This is a genomic window from Paenibacillus dokdonensis (assembly GCF_004916975.1).
GTDB classification, from domain to species: Bacteria; Bacillota; Bacilli; order Paenibacillales; family Paenibacillaceae; genus Paenibacillus_AQ; species Paenibacillus_AQ dokdonensis.
In genome coordinates this window covers 3,176,797-3,192,621 of sequence record NZ_STGQ01000001.1, presented here as the reverse complement: position 1 = coordinate 3,192,621, position 15,825 = coordinate 3,176,797, and the positions used below count along the sequence as shown (strand labels likewise).

Genomic DNA, 15,825 nt, shown 5'->3' with positions numbered 1-15,825 from the left:
CGGAACGATCGTTCCGAAAAATACATCTACCATCTTCCATAACTATTGTAAAGGAGCTTGCTATGAGTTTAAGTGCAGACCAAAAAGTTGAGAAAACTGTTTCATCTTGGATCACCCTCCTTCTAGCAATTTCATGCGGTTTAATCGCCGCTAATCTCTATTATGCGCAGCCCCTGGTGGGACCAATCAGTTCAGCAATCGGGTTATCTACAGAAACTGTAGGGCTTGTCGTCACACTTACCCAGATTGGTTACGGTGTCGGCTTATTATTTATCGTACCCTTGGGAGACATTCTTGAAAACCGACGGCTGGTAGTGACATTATTGCTCTTCACTGCAGTCGGTTTGGCGATTGCGGCGGTAGCGAAAAATGCAGCGCTATTCCTCATAGCTTCACTATTTATTGGGGTAGGGTCAGTCGCAGCTCAGGTGCTTGTACCTTATGCAGCTCATCTATCGCCCAATGCCTCGCGCGGACGTGCAGTTGGTAATGTCATGAGTGGTCTGTTACTCGGTATCATGCTTGCGCGTCCTGTATCGAGTTTGGTGGCAGATCTCCTGAGCTGGCACGCTGTATTCTTCTTGTCTGCTGCAATGATCTTTGTTCTGGCACTTTTATTAGCAAAGGCGCTGCCTGCAAGGAAACCGTTGATAAATGTACGATACCCAACCCTTATGGGCTCCATGTGGCATATACTCCGAACGACTCCGGTTCTGCGTCGTCGAGCGATCTATCACGCTTGTGTGTTCGGAACATTTAGTCTGTTCTGGACAACGGTTCCTTTGTTATTGAGCAGCTCCACTTTTCATTTTTCTCAAAAAGAGATTGCATTATTCGCGCTGGTTGGAGTATCCGGAGCGGTTGCTGCGCCTGTGGCAGGACGTTTTGCAGATAGAGGCTGGATTCGACCTGCCACAGGATTAGCGCTAGCTATTGTTATCATTTCTATATTGCTTCCCCTGATGATTCAAGGCGGTTCGAGGGCTGCAGTTGCAACCCTAGTTGTTGCAGCGATCCTTTTAGACATGGGAGTTTCTGCTAATCTGGTTCTTGGACAACGTGTCATCTTTTCATTAGGGGCAGAGTTTCGTAGCCGATTAAATGGATTATACATGGCCATTTTTTTTCTTGGCGGTGCCATAGGATCAGCCTTAGGTGGGTGGGCATATGCCTTAGGTGGCTGGAGTGCAGTGTTGTGGATTGGAATAGCTTTTCCGGTCATCGCGATGATTTATTATACGACAGAGAAAAATTAACTATATCTATAAATTATTGAAGTAACGGGTACGATAGCAATAAAAGCAGCGGCAGTCTAAGACTTTATTTTTCAAGTCCTAGTGCGCCGCTGTTTCATTTTATGTATTTGACTTCTATGTAGATGTTGAGAGCGGGACAACTGGAAAGAGAGAAAATCTGCAACGCTTGATACGGGATGCAAAGGCTCTAAAATTTGATGCAATTCTAGCAACAGAACTCTCACGCCTTGCTCGTAACGGTGGGCTATCCTATCAGATCAGAGATATTGCGTTAGCGAATCATATCGGTATTATCACACTTGACCATGCTATCAACACATTTGAGAGAAAAGATGAAATGACCGAATACAAGGAAGCAACAGAAAGCGGCAATGCTACTATGTAGCCTTTAAGATCAGTTAAAAGGCTTTCAGTCTTTACAGGCAAGTAGTAGCATAGGTGAAAGTATCGTTCGATTGAAGAAGGAACTCAAGCGGTTCATGAAGTTGGATGAACTGACTTCTGAGATGGCACATCGTTTGGTCGATAAGAGTGGCCGACACTCAAGTCACGTGGAATGCGTAATATTGATGGTACTGAAAGAATAGATGAGATGTAACAGTATTGCTCAAGGTATTGTTTTTGCTGGTAGGTTACTTGGCCCAGTTGCTCAGCGGTTTGATCCCGTAGGCTAGCCTAATACGAACAAGATCTTTAGATGAAGATCTACTCGCCTGTTATGAAACTGAAAAAGCCCCTAAAAGGGATAAGGGGCTTAAAAGCTATTACAATGCTCCTGCATCCCTTGCCGTATAGAAGGAAGGGAATATAGGACGATAGTTTAATTCGTCCCGTATGAGTGTTGTATCCACGATCATATCCCATGGATTGAATTCTTGCTGTAAGGCTCCCACTAATTCTTGGTGAGGAAAACCATGGAGTTGAACCAGCTCTGACACTGTTATGGGGGAGTCATCGGCAACGTTATAGATGCTGCCATCAATGTCCGGTGTGGAGGTGGCAAGTAGCAGCGCTTGGCCTACATCCGCATGGTGTACCATATGGAGTCGTTTGGCAGGGTTCCATTTGCTCATGATCGGCAGAAATTCCGAGATATGGGGATCACGCTCTCCATAGACAAAAGCAAATCTTACGATACGAAGACCTAATCCCTGCTCACGATGCATCAGAAGCAAATCTTTTTCAGCTGCCGCTTTAGTTTGTGGATAAGGGGATGCAGGTCGTAGCCCATCATATTCACGGCTCGGTCTGCTATGAGTACCTGCACCATAAACTAAATTTGTGCTAGCAAACACAAACCTTGGAACATTCGCCTTCAGGGCAGCCTTTGCTAAAAGAATGCTGGCATCGATGTTAGATATTCTCGCAGTTGCTTCATCTACTCCACGAAATTGTGCCGCCAGATGTACCACGGTATCCATGCCTTGCAATGTAGTTGCGAGATTTTCTATTTGCAAAAGGTCACCTTCTATAACCTCGACCCCTTGCTGTTGAAAAGAGTCCGCCTTCGAAACATCGCGAACCAAAATTTTAATGTTATGACCGCGTTGCAGTAAACGAGGTACAAACCGGCTTCCAATTTTTCCTGTTGCTCCAGTTACGAATATATTCACTTTTGATGTCCTCCTCATATTGTCGATGCTATACTTGTAGTATTACAGATTGTGGAATCAACTGCCTTCCTGTGTTTATCGTACGATTGGTAGTGTTAGGATGAAGGGGATTAAACTATGAAAAAGAGTTCTACAAACGAATCGCTGGGTGAATTTTTGCGAGCACGTCGAGAGCGCCTTACCCCGGAAGAAGTAGGGTTGCCGTCATATGGTCGACGCCGAACGCTTGGACTTCGACGTGAAGAGGTGGCCCAACTTGCCCATATAAGTACCTCGTGGTATACCTCATTGGAACAGGGCAGAGTAGTTAATCCGTCCGAGCAGGTACTGGATGGTTTGTCCGAAGGGTTACGATTGTCCATGGATGAACGACGTCATCTCCACATGCTGGCAAGCCAAACAGAATTGGAGAAAGATGAAGTGGATCAAGAAGTGAGTACTGGTTTGGAGCGAACAGTGTTTGCTCTTGAACCTAATCCAGCTTTTATACTGGGGAGAAGTTGGGATTTATTGATGTGGAACAAAGCGGCGGAGGTTGTGTTTAGACTACCGGTTTTCTCTAAGGAAATGCAGCAACGGCCCAATTGGCTAAGACGGTTTTTGACTGATCCATCGCTTCAAATGAACAACTTGGATTGGGAAGAAAAAGCGCGTGTCATGATTGCACGGTTTCGAGCAGATTACGTGTACTGCCAACATGACCCGAGGTTTAAGGAACTGATAGAGGAATTTATGCAGATAAGTGAACTGTTCCGTTCTTGCTGGCTGCGACATGACGTTCAAGTCATCACCGATTGCCACAAGCGATGGAGTGACTCCTTGATCGGGGAGATGGAGTTTGAGCACGTGACATTGCAGCAACCAAATGATCCAACGCTAAAGATCATGATTTATATCGCTTCATCATCGACTGCAGAGCATCTCAAGAGTTTACTGAGACCTTAAGAAAAGTCGTTACCTACAGGGCAATAGGTAGAATGCTTCTAATGACCTTGAATATTCACGAGGATGAAGCGTATAAGATTCCAGATGTTGATCTATTATTGCGGATGGTAACAGGGTGTCCCTGATCAGTGAACGCAAATGCGGCATTAATACCTGAGATCACTTATTACGACGAAAAATTAATCCCCTTGTAGATTTCAGGTTTATCCATGAGCGGCTTACTCGTTTACTCTACTGCAGATCCTGTAGAATCATTCAAAAAGCTGCCGTACAGCTCAGAAGCAGTGTTCTTGTTAAAGTACTATGAAGCTACCGGGCAGGATTCATTAAATGTAATCCCGGATTATTTTCTGAGGGGTATAGCTATGCATATACATGGAAATATGAAAAGCGTATCTTTAGGTACGCGTATAATCGCCTTTTTGTGGGATTATGTGATCATTGCGAGCTATCTGCTCCTGCTGGTGGGCCTGTCTTTTCTTATACGACCGTGGTTGGTTCCACTGTTTACGACAAATGCCTTGCTGGCAGAGATCACCGGGTTTCTTTTTATTACCTTGCCAGTGTATCTGTATTTTGCCATAGGTGAATTTTCAAAATCACATGCGACATGGGGGAAACGAAAAATGGGGATTGTAGTAAGTGGTATTCGCGGTCAATCCATCGGACTCGGTTCCTCACTTTTTCGTTCTGCGCTTAAATTTCTTCCTTGGGAGCTGGCCCATTTCACCATTTGGCACATGGTTATTCCTTCCGATTACCCTGACTCCATCATTTATGTTTTATTGGCGACGGTCTACGGATTAATACTTTTCTACCTGATAAGTCCATTGTGGAGTAAAAATAAACAAACGATATATGACGTGATTGCTGGAACGGTAATAAGGTACAAGGAATAGAGCACTCCATCACATATTCAGACTTTTAACGGGTTATCGTCCGCTCATATTAATTTATTTGGAGAGAAATTATCTCTTGACCCTCACATTAATGTCAGGGTATAGAATGAAATCGAATCATTCATGTAGGAGGCGCTGAAGTATGAAAATTGGAGAACTTGCAGTCCGCACCGGAGTCAGCATCCGATCGCTTCGTTATTACGATGAGCAGGGATTGCTTACGCCGATTCGGCGCGAGAACGGCTACCGGGAATATTCGCCATTTGCGGAAGAGCAGGTGCGGACCATACAGCTGTATCTCAATCTGGGATTGACTACGGAGCAGATCGCCAGTTTTCTGCACTGCGTCTTGACGATTAAAGAGGCGTTCTGCAAGGAAGTGTTTCCAGTATACCGCCAAAAACTTGCGGAGATCGAAGCACAAATACTCCAGCTGCAAAACATCAAGATGAATCTGGAGGAACGCATGCAGTCGATTCTAGATGAACGGAAAACAAGTGGACCGGAGGACTGAACATGAGTATAGAAACCATCAATGCATCAACTTTTCAGAGTGCCATTCGAGAGAAGGGAGTGACGTTTGTCGATTTTGTCACGAAGTGGTGCCCGCCCTGTAAAGTGCTGCTTCCTATTCTTGACGAATTGAGTAATGAAGAAGGGGACCGACTATCGATCTTGAAAGTGGATTGTGACGAAACACCTGAGATAGCCGCAGAATTCGGCGTCATGTCCACGCCTACCGTAATCGTGTTCCGTAACGGCGAACCGATGGACAAATTGATTGGACTCAGACCCAAGGGAGTATACCAGGCGGCGCTTGCGAGGTATGTGGAGTAGAGTGTAAAACGAATGAAGAAGATGTAGACGATGACTTTCAAAAATAGAGAATAAAGAAGACGCTCGGATGCGGATGATCCAGGCGTCTTTTTGTCTGCTATTCAAAGAGCTAACGAGAATAAATTACAAAATCCGTCAAATATCTGAGATTAAGTACAAAAAAATCCAATACTTTACAAATGCTATAAGTTATAATAATTAACAAATATATTAAAATTTGAGAGGTGTTCTATGAATTCAGTCTACATTACAGGTATGGGTAAGTTTCTTCCTGGATCCCCGGTTAGCAATGATGATATGGAGGATTATCTCGGCAAAATTGGAGGTAAGCCTTCCAAAACCAAGCGTCTTATTCTTGAGAAGAATCAAATTCGGTATCGGTATTATGCGATGGATAAAGAACAGAAGAGTTTATACACGAACGCAGAGATGGCTTCTCTGGCTATTCGGGATGCATTAGAACGAAATGGGAACGTGGCAGATCATGATATCGGATTCCTTGCGACAGGTACGACTAGAGGTGACGTGCTTCTACCTGGCTTTGCGAGTATGGTGCATGCAGAGAGCGGTTTACCCGTTATGGAAATTGCATCACATTCCGGGTTATGTGCGGGTGGAATGCATGCGCTTAAGAATGCTTATTTACATATTAAATCCGGTGAGCATGAAGTTGCGATCTCTTGTGCCAGTGAGTTTCTGAGCCGTGAATTTAAACATACCAAATATGAAGCGCAGGGTATTCATGGCAGCAGCCGGGTACCCTTCGACACCGATTTTTTAAGATTTATGCTTTCGGATGGAGCAGGAGCAGCCATATTGCAAAATACTCCTTCCAGCGTAGGACAATCGCTCCGTATTGAATGGATTGATAACAAGTCGTATGCGAATAAATACGATGTTTGTATGTATTCAGGAATGAGTAAAGAAGACGGAAATCAATCCTGGCTTGATTATTCATCCATTCATGAGGCGGCGGATCATGGAGCCCTTAATCTGAAGCAAGATGTACGGCTTGTTAATGAAATAACAAAGGTAGGAGTAATTCGATTTTTGGAACTTGTGGAGGAAGGCCGGTTTGACCCTAAGGCGATTGATTGGATGGTCTGTCATTATTCTTCGCATGTTTTCAAGGAAGAAATATTCCGGTTATTGGAACTTGGCGGGGTGACTATCCCGGATGAGAAATGGTTTACGAATTTATACACGAAGGGCAATACGGGTTCGGCTTCGATTTATATTATGCTGGAGGAATTGCTGAATTCGGGACATCTCTCTGAGGGAGAGCAAGTGTTGTGCGTCGTGCCCGAGAGCGGTAGATTCCAAACTTCTGTCATGCTATTGACTGTAGTGGGTTCATCATCTGAGTCGACACATGTAACCCAATAATCGGTCAGGAAAACATATAAGGCGCTAGCAGATTCTACAAGAATAAAAATTTTGATTCTACTTGCTGATGGAGAACTTAATGGTCAAATATTGGCGGAAAAATTAAGTGTTACACCTGCTACAATAACGCATCATACGACGAAACTGAGAGAAGCGAGTCTGATCAACGAACGAAGGGATAAAAATACGATATATTTTTCGTTAAATCATTACTTCATCAAAAATAATGCCAGCGCTACGGAAGATTTGATATATAGAAAAGCTAATTCTAAGGGAGATATGGACATTTCGCATGATGATCAAAAACGAATGAAAGATTCCGTCATTAAAAACTTTTTCACATCCGATGGGAAATTGAAAAGTCTCCCGGTTCAACTTAAGAAAAAACTTATTGTGCTGGATCATCTCGTGTCTCAGTTGGATAAGGGGCGCAAGTATAGCGAGAAGGAGCTCAATGAATTCATTAAAAATTTCCATGATGATTTTGCGACGATACGCAGGGAATTTATTATGCATCAATTCATGTTTAGGGAGAATCAAATTTACGAATTAAACCCTCAAGAAATGTGGGCGAGATGGGAGGTCCTCTCGTGACGACGATAGGTATTTTAGGTGTTGTACATGATGATGAACTCAGGCAAAAGTATAATTTATCACTGGATTTCATTAAGGAGTTAATATTAGAATTTAATCCGGATGTTATTTGTGGTGAGGTGCTTCCCGACAGTTGGGAAAAATATAATCTAGATAACAGTAATCGAGGATATTGGGGAGAACCGGCTAGCGAATATTGGGATTTGATCTTTCCACTATGTGAAAAAGATAAAATCGAATTTGTACCTATCGATTGGGTTGAGCTGGATGTGTGGATGGATTTTGACCCATTCAATATCTACAATGAACAAAAAAGACAAGAATTGAGCTGTGAGTTAGAGCAATGGTTTCAAAGACAACTTTCAACATGGGATTTGAGTGCAATTCCGTTCAATTCTGTAGAATTCGATATGATTACGAAACAGAAGTACGAGTGGTTAGAACAAATAAATCCGCAAGCACATCTATTTAGGTGGGTATGTAGACATCTGATTATGATTCAGCGGATAAAAAACGCCATTTTGAAACACTCAGGGAAAAGAATGCTGTGCATTGTAGGTGCAGACCATAATCATATATTGTATGAAGGATAGATTGCAGAAAAGGATATCCAACTCGTATATCCTTTGAGAAACCGGAATGAGGGGAGGTAACAGAATTTGATTCTTTTGAACGAAAGAAATGAATGGTTGGCCCATAAATTGGCTCATGCCGATAGTGATATGATGTTTGCAGGCGTCGTTGTTGGTAATAATCCAGGGCAAGTGTGGGTAGATAACGAACAAAATCCATCATCCGCGATCGTATGGTCTAGTGGGCTTGGAGGTTTTAATTTTATGGGGAGCGCTGGAAACACTTACTTTAATCAATCTATAGAAACGTTCATTGATCATGAAATGATCCCCTTCTTAAGAAATAAAAATATACATAGTTTTGAGTTCTCAGTGGATACGGATGACTGGTTTCCTACTATATATCAAGCTTTTGAAAACCGAAAAATAGAAGAAAGTTTCCAGTATGTCTATAAATCTGAAATGAATAGAATTGATAGTCTCTACTTAGATATTCCACCGTCTTATATGACCGCGGAGATTGATGACGCTTTTTATGATGAACTGAATAATGGTGGATTAAAAAATGCGGAATTTTTGGTGAATTACATTGAACAATATTGGGGCACATTCGATAATTATTTAGGAAAAGGCTATGGTTACGCTGCACTCACGGAGGATAAAGAAATCGTAAGTATAGCCGTTTCCTCATTCATTTTTAGTTCCACGCATGCAATCGGGGTAGAAACGCATGAAGCTTATAAAAGACAAGGGTTGTCTAGTTCAATTGCGCAATTATTAATCAAAAAATTCAATGAAAACAACATTACAGCTTGGTGGGATTGCATGGAGAGTAATATGGCTTCGCGAAAAACAGCCGAGAAGGCAGGTTTATTTAAAGCACATCGCTACAAAATAAATTGGTTTAATTTTTAGCAAAATTGTCAGCTCATATAGTCCGCTTTGTTTCAACTGTCCGTTGAAATATAGACCAGCTGTGTCCATCGTTTCCGTTATTACCTCATCTTATGAAGTGGCTTGCCATGGGCCAGCCTGGTATAATGTTCTTTAAAATCCACGCAATTTCTAGAAAAAGGAGAATTGAACCGTGAAAGGAAATAAAGCTGCTTATGGATCGATTGACGAATATATCTCTGCGTTTCCTCCTGAAATTCAGGATACTCTTCAAACAATGAGACAGGTCATCCAAGAATCGGCACCGGAGGCGAAGGAAAAGATTAGCTATCAGATGCCTACCTTTGAACTTCATGGGAATCTTGTCCACTTTGCGGCATTTAAGAAACACATCGGTTTTTATCCGGCTCCGGATGGAGTCGAGGAATTTCAAGAAGAATTAAAAGAATACCAGACGTCAAAAGGGGCCATTCAATTTCCCTTTGATACGCCGGTGCCCTATGAACTGATACGCAGAATTGTTAAATTCAGAGCTTCACGTAACGTTGAAAAATCCGAAAGCAAAACGAAAAAGAAAAAATAAAAACAAGCCAGATGTCACTTAGATTTAAAAGTGGATCGGCTTGTATTATTTTGAAGTCAATGCCTTATTTTATGGTGCCAACCATTCGGTTGCGGCCTTCTCTTTTAGCTTGATATAAGACTTGGTCTACGGCTTGAAACATATCATTGATCATTGTTCTGGAATCTGGATTCATTTCAATCGAGAAATTATGTATGGATAGCAATCCGATGCTGACCGTTATGGATATAGACTCAATGGAATGAGGAACGGTGATCACATTGGATTCTACCGCAGTGCGTACTTGTTCAGCTAGATGAAGGGCATGGGCTGAAGACGTATTTGGCAAGTAGATGATAAACTCTTCTCCGCCAAAACGGGCTAAAATATCCGTCTGCCTAAGCTTTTCTTGAATTGCTTTCACCGTGCTGCATATCACTTCATCACCGACCAAATGACCGTAATTATCGTTGATTAGTTTGAAAAAGTCGATGTCTAATAAAAGTATGGAAAATGGTATTTGATTTTTCATATTTTTTATCACTTCATGCTCTAACTGCTGCGTCAGATAATTACGATTATAACAGCCTGTTAAACCGTCGGTGATCGCCATTTTCTGGAGCTTTTGGTTAGTCAGATATAGCTCCCGCTGAATGGTAGTTAGCGATAGGTTGCGTTCTTGCAGGATGTCATTTTGCAATGTTGTCTCATTAATGAGACGACGCAGTTCGCTCATATCCTGGAATGTGATGATTCGCCCTAATCGGGTACCGCCAACCAAGATCGGAGAGACATGAATATGGACATAGCTTGGATCGAGTTTCTGATATAAAACTTCAATTTCTACACTTTCCAACGGGTGTTCTTGGTATGTTTTGATAAAAGTGATCATGCTGTTTACCGGCTCCTGTGGAGGCAGTATGGTTGTGATATCAAAACGTTCGCCCGTATGCAGGTCAATATGGAAAGGGAGCGACTGGTTGATTTCTACAATGATCTCATTTTCATCAAGAACCAGGATCCCAAGAGTGATCGTGTTAATAATATCTTGATGAGCTATGGTAACGATATCAAACACTTTATCCCGATTGATGGCAATGATAAAAAAGACAGCAGAAAAAAGAATGCCAAGAGAAGTCAATCCTGGCGTCACCTTTTGAGAAATAGGGAAGACAACATTGATTAAAATATCCGCCGCAATAAACCCAATGACGACTACAATCCCTCTAAGGACTTGCTTTACCTTTTTTTTGATCCGAGGGGCATTTTCCGAAACTAAAGTATGAAAGATTATGTAAAGTGACACGATACCATAGCCAATCAGGATCACAGCAGTAATCCAAAAAAGAGGTCCGTAAATTCTTTGGATGTATCCACCGTGTATTGGCTGGACGAACATCGCATTTGGGTTGAAAATTGCAGCTACTGCTGTTAATAAAGCTGGAATAGGTATGAGAAAGGTTATTTTTCGTATTCGTGATAGTAGAGTGTGGTTCGTTAGGAGTATTGTGAAAAATAACCATCCAACAGCCAAAAGAGCCATATCAACAAAAGCGAGTTTTACATAAAACAATTGGAGCTTGGTAGTATCTGCTATCTTAATAGCAAACTGGCAGAAGGGCCATAACATCATGGCGAAGTGGAATACTAAATAAGCCTTGTGCAAGTTAGTTATTGTTACAGAAACAAACACATACACCAATAAAACAAACAATAGGATACACACCACGAAGTCAATCCATGCCATCACACCCAATATACACCTCTTATGTAAAGTAGAATCTATCTATTCTAACACGAAAATAATAAATGATGTTCCAAATAATTAATGCACAGTTAAATCAACCACAATCTATATATTAGCAAACATACGCTATGATAGTAACTGTTGTAAAGAAATTAAATTTGAAAATAAGGGGAAGCAAGATATGGGAAACTCAAAGATATGGGACGCGGACTGGGAAGTTTCTGAGGAATTAGCTTCTCGATTAATAGGTAGTCAGTTTCCTCAGTTAGCATCCAAAAGGATTCAAAGATTAGGTCATGGTTGGGATAATACCGTTTATGTTGTTGGAGATGAATTTGCGTTTCGTTTTCCAAGAAGAAAGATTGCTGTGAATTTGCTCGAAATGGAAAGCAGGATCCTGCCTGAGCTTGCAGATCGTATTGCGATTCCGTATTCGAAACCTCTTTTTTTTGGCAAAGAGACCGGCGATTATCCCTCACCTTTTCTGGGATATACATATTTGGCTGGAGAGTTTCCGATCGGATTGACAGACGATCAGCGCTTGCTCTCGGTAAGCTCTCTCGCACATTTTTTAAAAAGCCTGCATGCATTTCCATTGCAGATCGCACGGGAACATGGTGTCCCGCATGATCACAGAAATCTTATCGACATATCCTCCAGAAAAGAAAAAATGCTGAACTTCCTCTCGGATCTCAAACAACATCTTCAGGAGGAAGAATACTGCTTAATAGAAGCCTATTTGCAGCATTTAACATTGGACCATGTATACCCCAAAGATGTATTCCTTCATGGCGATCTTCACTTCAAAAACATGCTGGTGGACGAAACCGGTAAAATATCTGGGATTATTGATTGGGGAGATATGAATATCGGTCATCCTGCTTGTGATTTGAATCTTGTATACAGCTTCTTACCTCCCGATGCGCGTTCAACCTTTTTCAAAGAATATGGGGAAGTGGACGAAGAAACGAAAATATTAGCCCGGTTCATTGCGGTATACATTCCGTTGCTGATTCTATTGCAGGCGACCAGTGACAAAGACGAGAGAATAGCTGATGAAGCAAAAGCAAATATTATACGCGCTCTGACTGATTAAGCCATTCAGGCAACGGAGTGTTTAACATGAAATCAGATTTGTGCAGAGGCATTTTATAAAACCAATTATTGACAATGCAAGAGCGAGTTTTTATCATATTGGTGAAGAGGATTTATAGAGATGTTGTTAATGAGGTATCGCATCATGCAACACAGGAAATATTCTTGGCATGTATTCGAGATCTACTATTGAAAGGAGGTGGGGTAACTGACTGTAAAACCGCCGCAAGCAATCGGCTTTTGAGTCTATGCGGTGAATGTCTAAAACAAAGAAGTTTATATCTATCATATTGATAGCGCTCTCTTTAGCGGAGTTACGTGTTAATCCTTCAATGAACCAAGGCTGATAAGATGACAATATCTATATTAGAGGAGGCTGTTCTTTTATGGTATATGCTGAACCAGGACAGAATGGATCGAAAGTAACTTTTAAGAAGCGTTATGAAAATTATATCGGTGGCAAATGGGTTGCACCCGTTCAAGGTCAATATTTTGAAAACGTATCACCTGTCAACAACCAGGCATTCTGTGAGGTACCCCGCTCGACTGCTGATGATATTGAGCTGGCATTAGATGCGGCACATGAGGCCAAAAATGCCTGGGGACGCACTTCTGTTGCAGAGCGTTCAGTCATTCTGAACCGGATTGCGGATCGGATCGAAACAAACCTGGAAATGCTCGCTGTCGCTGAGACTTGGGACAACGGCAAGCCGATACGGGAGACGATGGCAGCGGATCTGCCGCTTGCGGTCGATCATTTCCGCTATTTTGCCGGCTGCATCCGGGCACAGGAAGGATCTCTGAGTCAAATTGACGACGATACCGTGGCGTATCATTTCCATGAGCCGCTTGGGGTCGTCGGGCAGATCATTCCTTGGAATTTCCCACTGCTTATGGCGACTTGGAAATTAGCTCCCGCTCTTGCGGCAGGCAACTGCGTTGTTCTGAAACCTGCAGAGCAAACTCCGGCATCCATCCTGGTTCTGATGGAGCTTATTGAGGATCTGCTCCCAGCGGGCGTGGTGAATATAGTAAACGGCTTTGGTCTCGAAGCAGGCAAGCCGCTCGCTTCCAGCAGCAGGGTCGCCAAAGTGGCATTCACGGGCGAAACGACAACCGGACGCTTGATCATGCAATATGCCTCTCAAAATCTGATTCCTGTTACCCTGGAGCTTGGCGGCAAGTCTCCGAATATTTTCTTCGAGGATATTATGACTAAGGATGATGCTTTCTTCGATAAGACGCTGGAAGGCTTCACATTGTTTGCGCTCAATCAGGGTGAGGTCTGTACTTGCCCATCACGTGCATTGATCCAGGAATCCATCTATGATGAATTTATGGAGCGGGCATTGAAGCGCGTGGCAGCTATTAAGCAAGGAAACCCGCTGGATCCATCCACGATGATCGGTGCACAGGTTTCTACGGAACAGATGGAAAAAATCCTCAGCTACATCGACATCGGAAGACAGGAAGGTGCGGAATGTCTGATCGGCGGGGGTAGAGCTTCATTTACCGGTGAGCTGTCTGATGGGTATTACATACAGCCAACCGTTTTGAAGGGGCAAAACAACATGAGAATATTCCAGGAGGAGATCTTTGGACCTGTTGTGGCTGTAACGACCTTCAGGGATCAGGAAGAGGCTCTTGCTATCGCGAACGATACCCTCTATGGTCTGGGTGCCGGGGTGTGGACACGTGATATGAACACCGCTTACCGGGTTGGCCGTCAGATTCAAGCTGGCCGCGTGTGGACGAATTGCTATCATGCCTATCCTGCTCATGCTGCTTTTGGTGGGTATAAGTCTTCCGGTATCGGTCGTGAGAATCATCTGATGATGCTCTCCCATTATCAGCAAACGAAGAATCTGTTAATCAGCTACAGTCCGGATAAGTTGGGTTTCTTCTAAAAAGGGGAGATCGATATGACCCTTAAAGACAATGATGTTGAAAAGGTAATTGCCACAGACGCTGCACTGGAGCTAATTGAGTTGCTGAAGGCCAAGCACGGGCCGGTGATGTTTCATCAATCGGGTGGCTGCTGCGACGGAAGTTCACCCATGTGCTTCCCTCTTGGAGAATTTATCGTAGGAGACAGCGATGTGCAGATGGGGGAAATCGGCGGGGCACCATTTTATATGAGCAGAGCACAGTATGAATATTGGAAGTATACACAACTCATCATCGATGTGGTCCCTGGACGGGGAGGCATGTTTTCATTGGAGGGGCCTGAGGGCAAAAGGTTTCTGACCCGTTCTCGCGTTTTTACTGAAGAAGAGCGTCAAAGCTTGAATCTCACCTGATCTTATTGGATGACTATAATGATGGCAGCGAGTGATCGGAATAATCATCAGTAATATAATATCTGAAAAAAAAGCCTGCTGATTAAGTTCAGCAGGCTTTTTTTTTAATATCAGAACGTTTTAAATTGTGGCAATCGCATTCGTTACATCGTAAAGATGTCAATTTCTAAAGAAGTAGTCTATCATCATTGAAATTCCATCGCAGGCGATTATCATTTCCGATTTTTATAATAACGTAACAAAACTGCAAATACATGCATAATAACTTAAAAATATCATTGAAAAGCGGATAAAACGCGCATATAATAATACTGTGAGTCGATGTAAAAATTTCCAATTGAGGAGGGCGTGTATGTTTTTACAAGAACGTCGTGACAAGATTTTAGAACTGCTCAGCAGAGAAGGACGGGTTCTGGCCAAGGATTTAGCAGATCTATTTGAAGTATCAATCGATTCGATCCGTCGGGATTTATCCATCATGGAGGAAGAAAAGCTCTTAAAAAGAACGCATGGAGGAGCTATCCCGCTTCCAAATGTCAGAAAGCAGCCACAGCATCCTTCCATAAGGTATGGTGAAGGGGATGTATATCAAAATGCCATTGCAAAGGCTGCTGCTGCGCATATCAGGGAGAATGAGACCGTATTTATTGGCGGGGCGGCGATCCACTTTGTACTTCTAAAATATCTGCCCAAGCATCTTCCGTTTACGGTGGTCACCAACTCATTGAGAATTGCAGATGCTTTAAAGGATGAGGAAAATATACAAACGTATCTCCTTGGCGGCAAAATTAAATCTTCCGGGAATATGACGGATGCTTTAGCGAATGAACTAGCAAGCAAATTTACGATTGATCTTGCTTTTGCAACGGGGGGCGGGTTATCAGTTAAGGGATTAAGCACAGCTACGCCGGAAGTAGCGAGTTTTGGGCGTACTATTGCTGAAAATTCACGAAGAAACATATGTCTGGCTGAGCACTATAAATTTGGAATAGACTGCTTTGCAAGAATTGGTCCGCTGAATCAGCTCCAATTGATTATTACGGATGAAGAAACATCGAGAGATGAAATTGAGAAAATCCAAGCAAGCGGCGTAAACGTCATCGTTGCTGAAATAAAATGACCTCC

The 15,825-nt window shown here is 42.7% G+C and carries 15 protein-coding genes and 2 pseudogenes; 15 read left to right on the top strand and 2 right to left on the bottom strand.

Going from position 1 to position 15,825, the window contains the following annotated elements:
* Positions 1 to 62 precede the first annotated feature (62 nt).
* Positions 63 to 1,256 carry an MFS transporter gene (locus E6W40_RS14710; protein WP_136606135.1) on the top strand — a complete coding sequence of 398 codons (1,194 nt, stop codon included), beginning with the start codon at positions 63 to 65 and terminating at the stop codon, positions 1,254 to 1,256.
* A gap of 115 nt (positions 1,257 to 1,371) precedes the next feature.
* Positions 1,372 to 1,641: pseudogene (locus E6W40_RS14705) on the top strand (recombinase family protein); the annotation flags it as partial.
* Positions 1,642 to 2,020: 379 nt separating this feature from the next.
* Here the strand turns inward: E6W40_RS14705 and E6W40_RS14700 are convergent.
* Positions 2,021 to 2,869, bottom strand: coding sequence for an NAD-dependent epimerase/dehydratase family protein (locus E6W40_RS14700; RefSeq protein ID WP_136606134.1), 849 nt, complete (start codon positions 2,867 to 2,869; stop codon positions 2,021 to 2,023).
* A 117-nt stretch (positions 2,870 to 2,986) separates the two neighbouring features.
* Between E6W40_RS14700 and E6W40_RS14695 the strand changes: the two genes are divergently transcribed.
* From E6W40_RS14695 to E6W40_RS14655, 9 genes and pseudogenes are all read left to right on the top strand, one after another.
* Positions 2,987 to 3,814, top strand: coding sequence for a helix-turn-helix transcriptional regulator (locus tag E6W40_RS14695; protein ID WP_136606133.1), 828 nt, complete (start codon positions 2,987 to 2,989; stop codon positions 3,812 to 3,814).
* A gap of 365 nt (positions 3,815 to 4,179) precedes the next feature.
* Complete coding sequence (locus E6W40_RS14690; RefSeq protein ID WP_136606132.1) at positions 4,180 to 4,713, top strand: RDD family protein; 534 nt, start codon at positions 4,180 to 4,182, stop codon at positions 4,711 to 4,713.
* A gap of 142 nt (positions 4,714 to 4,855) precedes the next feature.
* Entirely contained in the window at positions 4,856 to 5,227 is a 372-nt protein-coding gene (locus tag E6W40_RS14685) for a MerR family transcriptional regulator (RefSeq protein WP_136606131.1), read from the top strand.
* 2 nt (positions 5,228 to 5,229) lie between these two features.
* On the top strand, positions 5,230 to 5,550 hold the full coding sequence (locus E6W40_RS14680; protein ID WP_136606130.1) for a thioredoxin family protein: 321 nt from the start codon (positions 5,230 to 5,232) through the stop codon (positions 5,548 to 5,550).
* A gap of 231 nt (positions 5,551 to 5,781) precedes the next feature.
* A complete protein-coding gene (locus E6W40_RS14675; RefSeq protein WP_136606129.1) occupies positions 5,782 to 6,936 on the top strand; it encodes a beta-ketoacyl-ACP synthase III in 1,155 nt (384 codons plus the stop codon).
* 15 nt (positions 6,937 to 6,951) lie between these two features.
* A pseudogene (locus E6W40_RS14670) lies at positions 6,952 to 7,530 on the top strand (DUF2087 domain-containing protein); the annotation flags it as partial.
* Positions 7,527 to 8,123, top strand: coding sequence for a hypothetical protein (locus tag E6W40_RS14665; RefSeq protein ID WP_136606127.1), 597 nt, complete (start codon positions 7,527 to 7,529; stop codon positions 8,121 to 8,123). The pseudogene E6W40_RS14670 and the gene E6W40_RS14665, both read left to right, overlap by 4 nt.
* A gap of 66 nt (positions 8,124 to 8,189) precedes the next feature.
* Positions 8,190 to 9,017 (top strand): GNAT family N-acetyltransferase, encoded by an 828-nt coding sequence (locus tag E6W40_RS14660; RefSeq protein ID WP_136606126.1) that lies wholly within the window; start codon positions 8,190 to 8,192, stop codon positions 9,015 to 9,017.
* A gap of 172 nt (positions 9,018 to 9,189) precedes the next feature.
* Complete coding sequence (locus tag E6W40_RS14655) at positions 9,190 to 9,579, top strand: iron chaperone (RefSeq protein ID WP_136606125.1); 390 nt, start codon at positions 9,190 to 9,192, stop codon at positions 9,577 to 9,579.
* Between the two features lie 64 nt (positions 9,580 to 9,643).
* Here the strand turns inward: E6W40_RS14655 and E6W40_RS14650 are convergent, their stop codons facing one another.
* The gene (locus tag E6W40_RS14650; protein ID WP_136607013.1) at positions 9,644 to 11,305 is read right to left on the bottom strand and encodes a histidine kinase N-terminal 7TM domain-containing diguanylate cyclase; all 1,662 of its coding nucleotides are present in this window, start codon (positions 11,303 to 11,305) and stop codon (positions 9,644 to 9,646) included.
* Positions 11,306 to 11,486: 181 nt separating this feature from the next.
* Between E6W40_RS14650 and E6W40_RS14645 the strand changes: the two genes are divergently transcribed.
* The 4 genes from E6W40_RS14645 to E6W40_RS14630 all read left to right on the top strand — a co-directional run bounded on the left by E6W40_RS14645 (position 11,487) and on the right by E6W40_RS14630 (position 15,820).
* On the top strand, positions 11,487 to 12,401 hold the full coding sequence (locus tag E6W40_RS14645) for a phosphotransferase (protein ID WP_136606124.1): 915 nt from the start codon (positions 11,487 to 11,489) through the stop codon (positions 12,399 to 12,401).
* A gap of 385 nt (positions 12,402 to 12,786) precedes the next feature.
* Positions 12,787 to 14,307: an aldehyde dehydrogenase gene (gene adh / locus E6W40_RS14640; RefSeq protein ID WP_136606123.1), complete on the top strand. Its 1,521-nt coding sequence runs from the start codon at positions 12,787 to 12,789 to the stop codon at positions 14,305 to 14,307.
* Between the two features lie 15 nt (positions 14,308 to 14,322).
* Positions 14,323 to 14,700 (top strand): DUF779 domain-containing protein, encoded by a 378-nt coding sequence (locus E6W40_RS14635; RefSeq protein ID WP_136606122.1) that lies wholly within the window; start codon positions 14,323 to 14,325, stop codon positions 14,698 to 14,700.
* A gap of 352 nt (positions 14,701 to 15,052) precedes the next feature.
* Positions 15,053 to 15,820, top strand: coding sequence for a DeoR/GlpR family DNA-binding transcription regulator (locus E6W40_RS14630; RefSeq protein ID WP_136606121.1), 768 nt, complete (start codon positions 15,053 to 15,055; stop codon positions 15,818 to 15,820).
* Positions 15,821 to 15,825 lie beyond the last annotated feature (5 nt).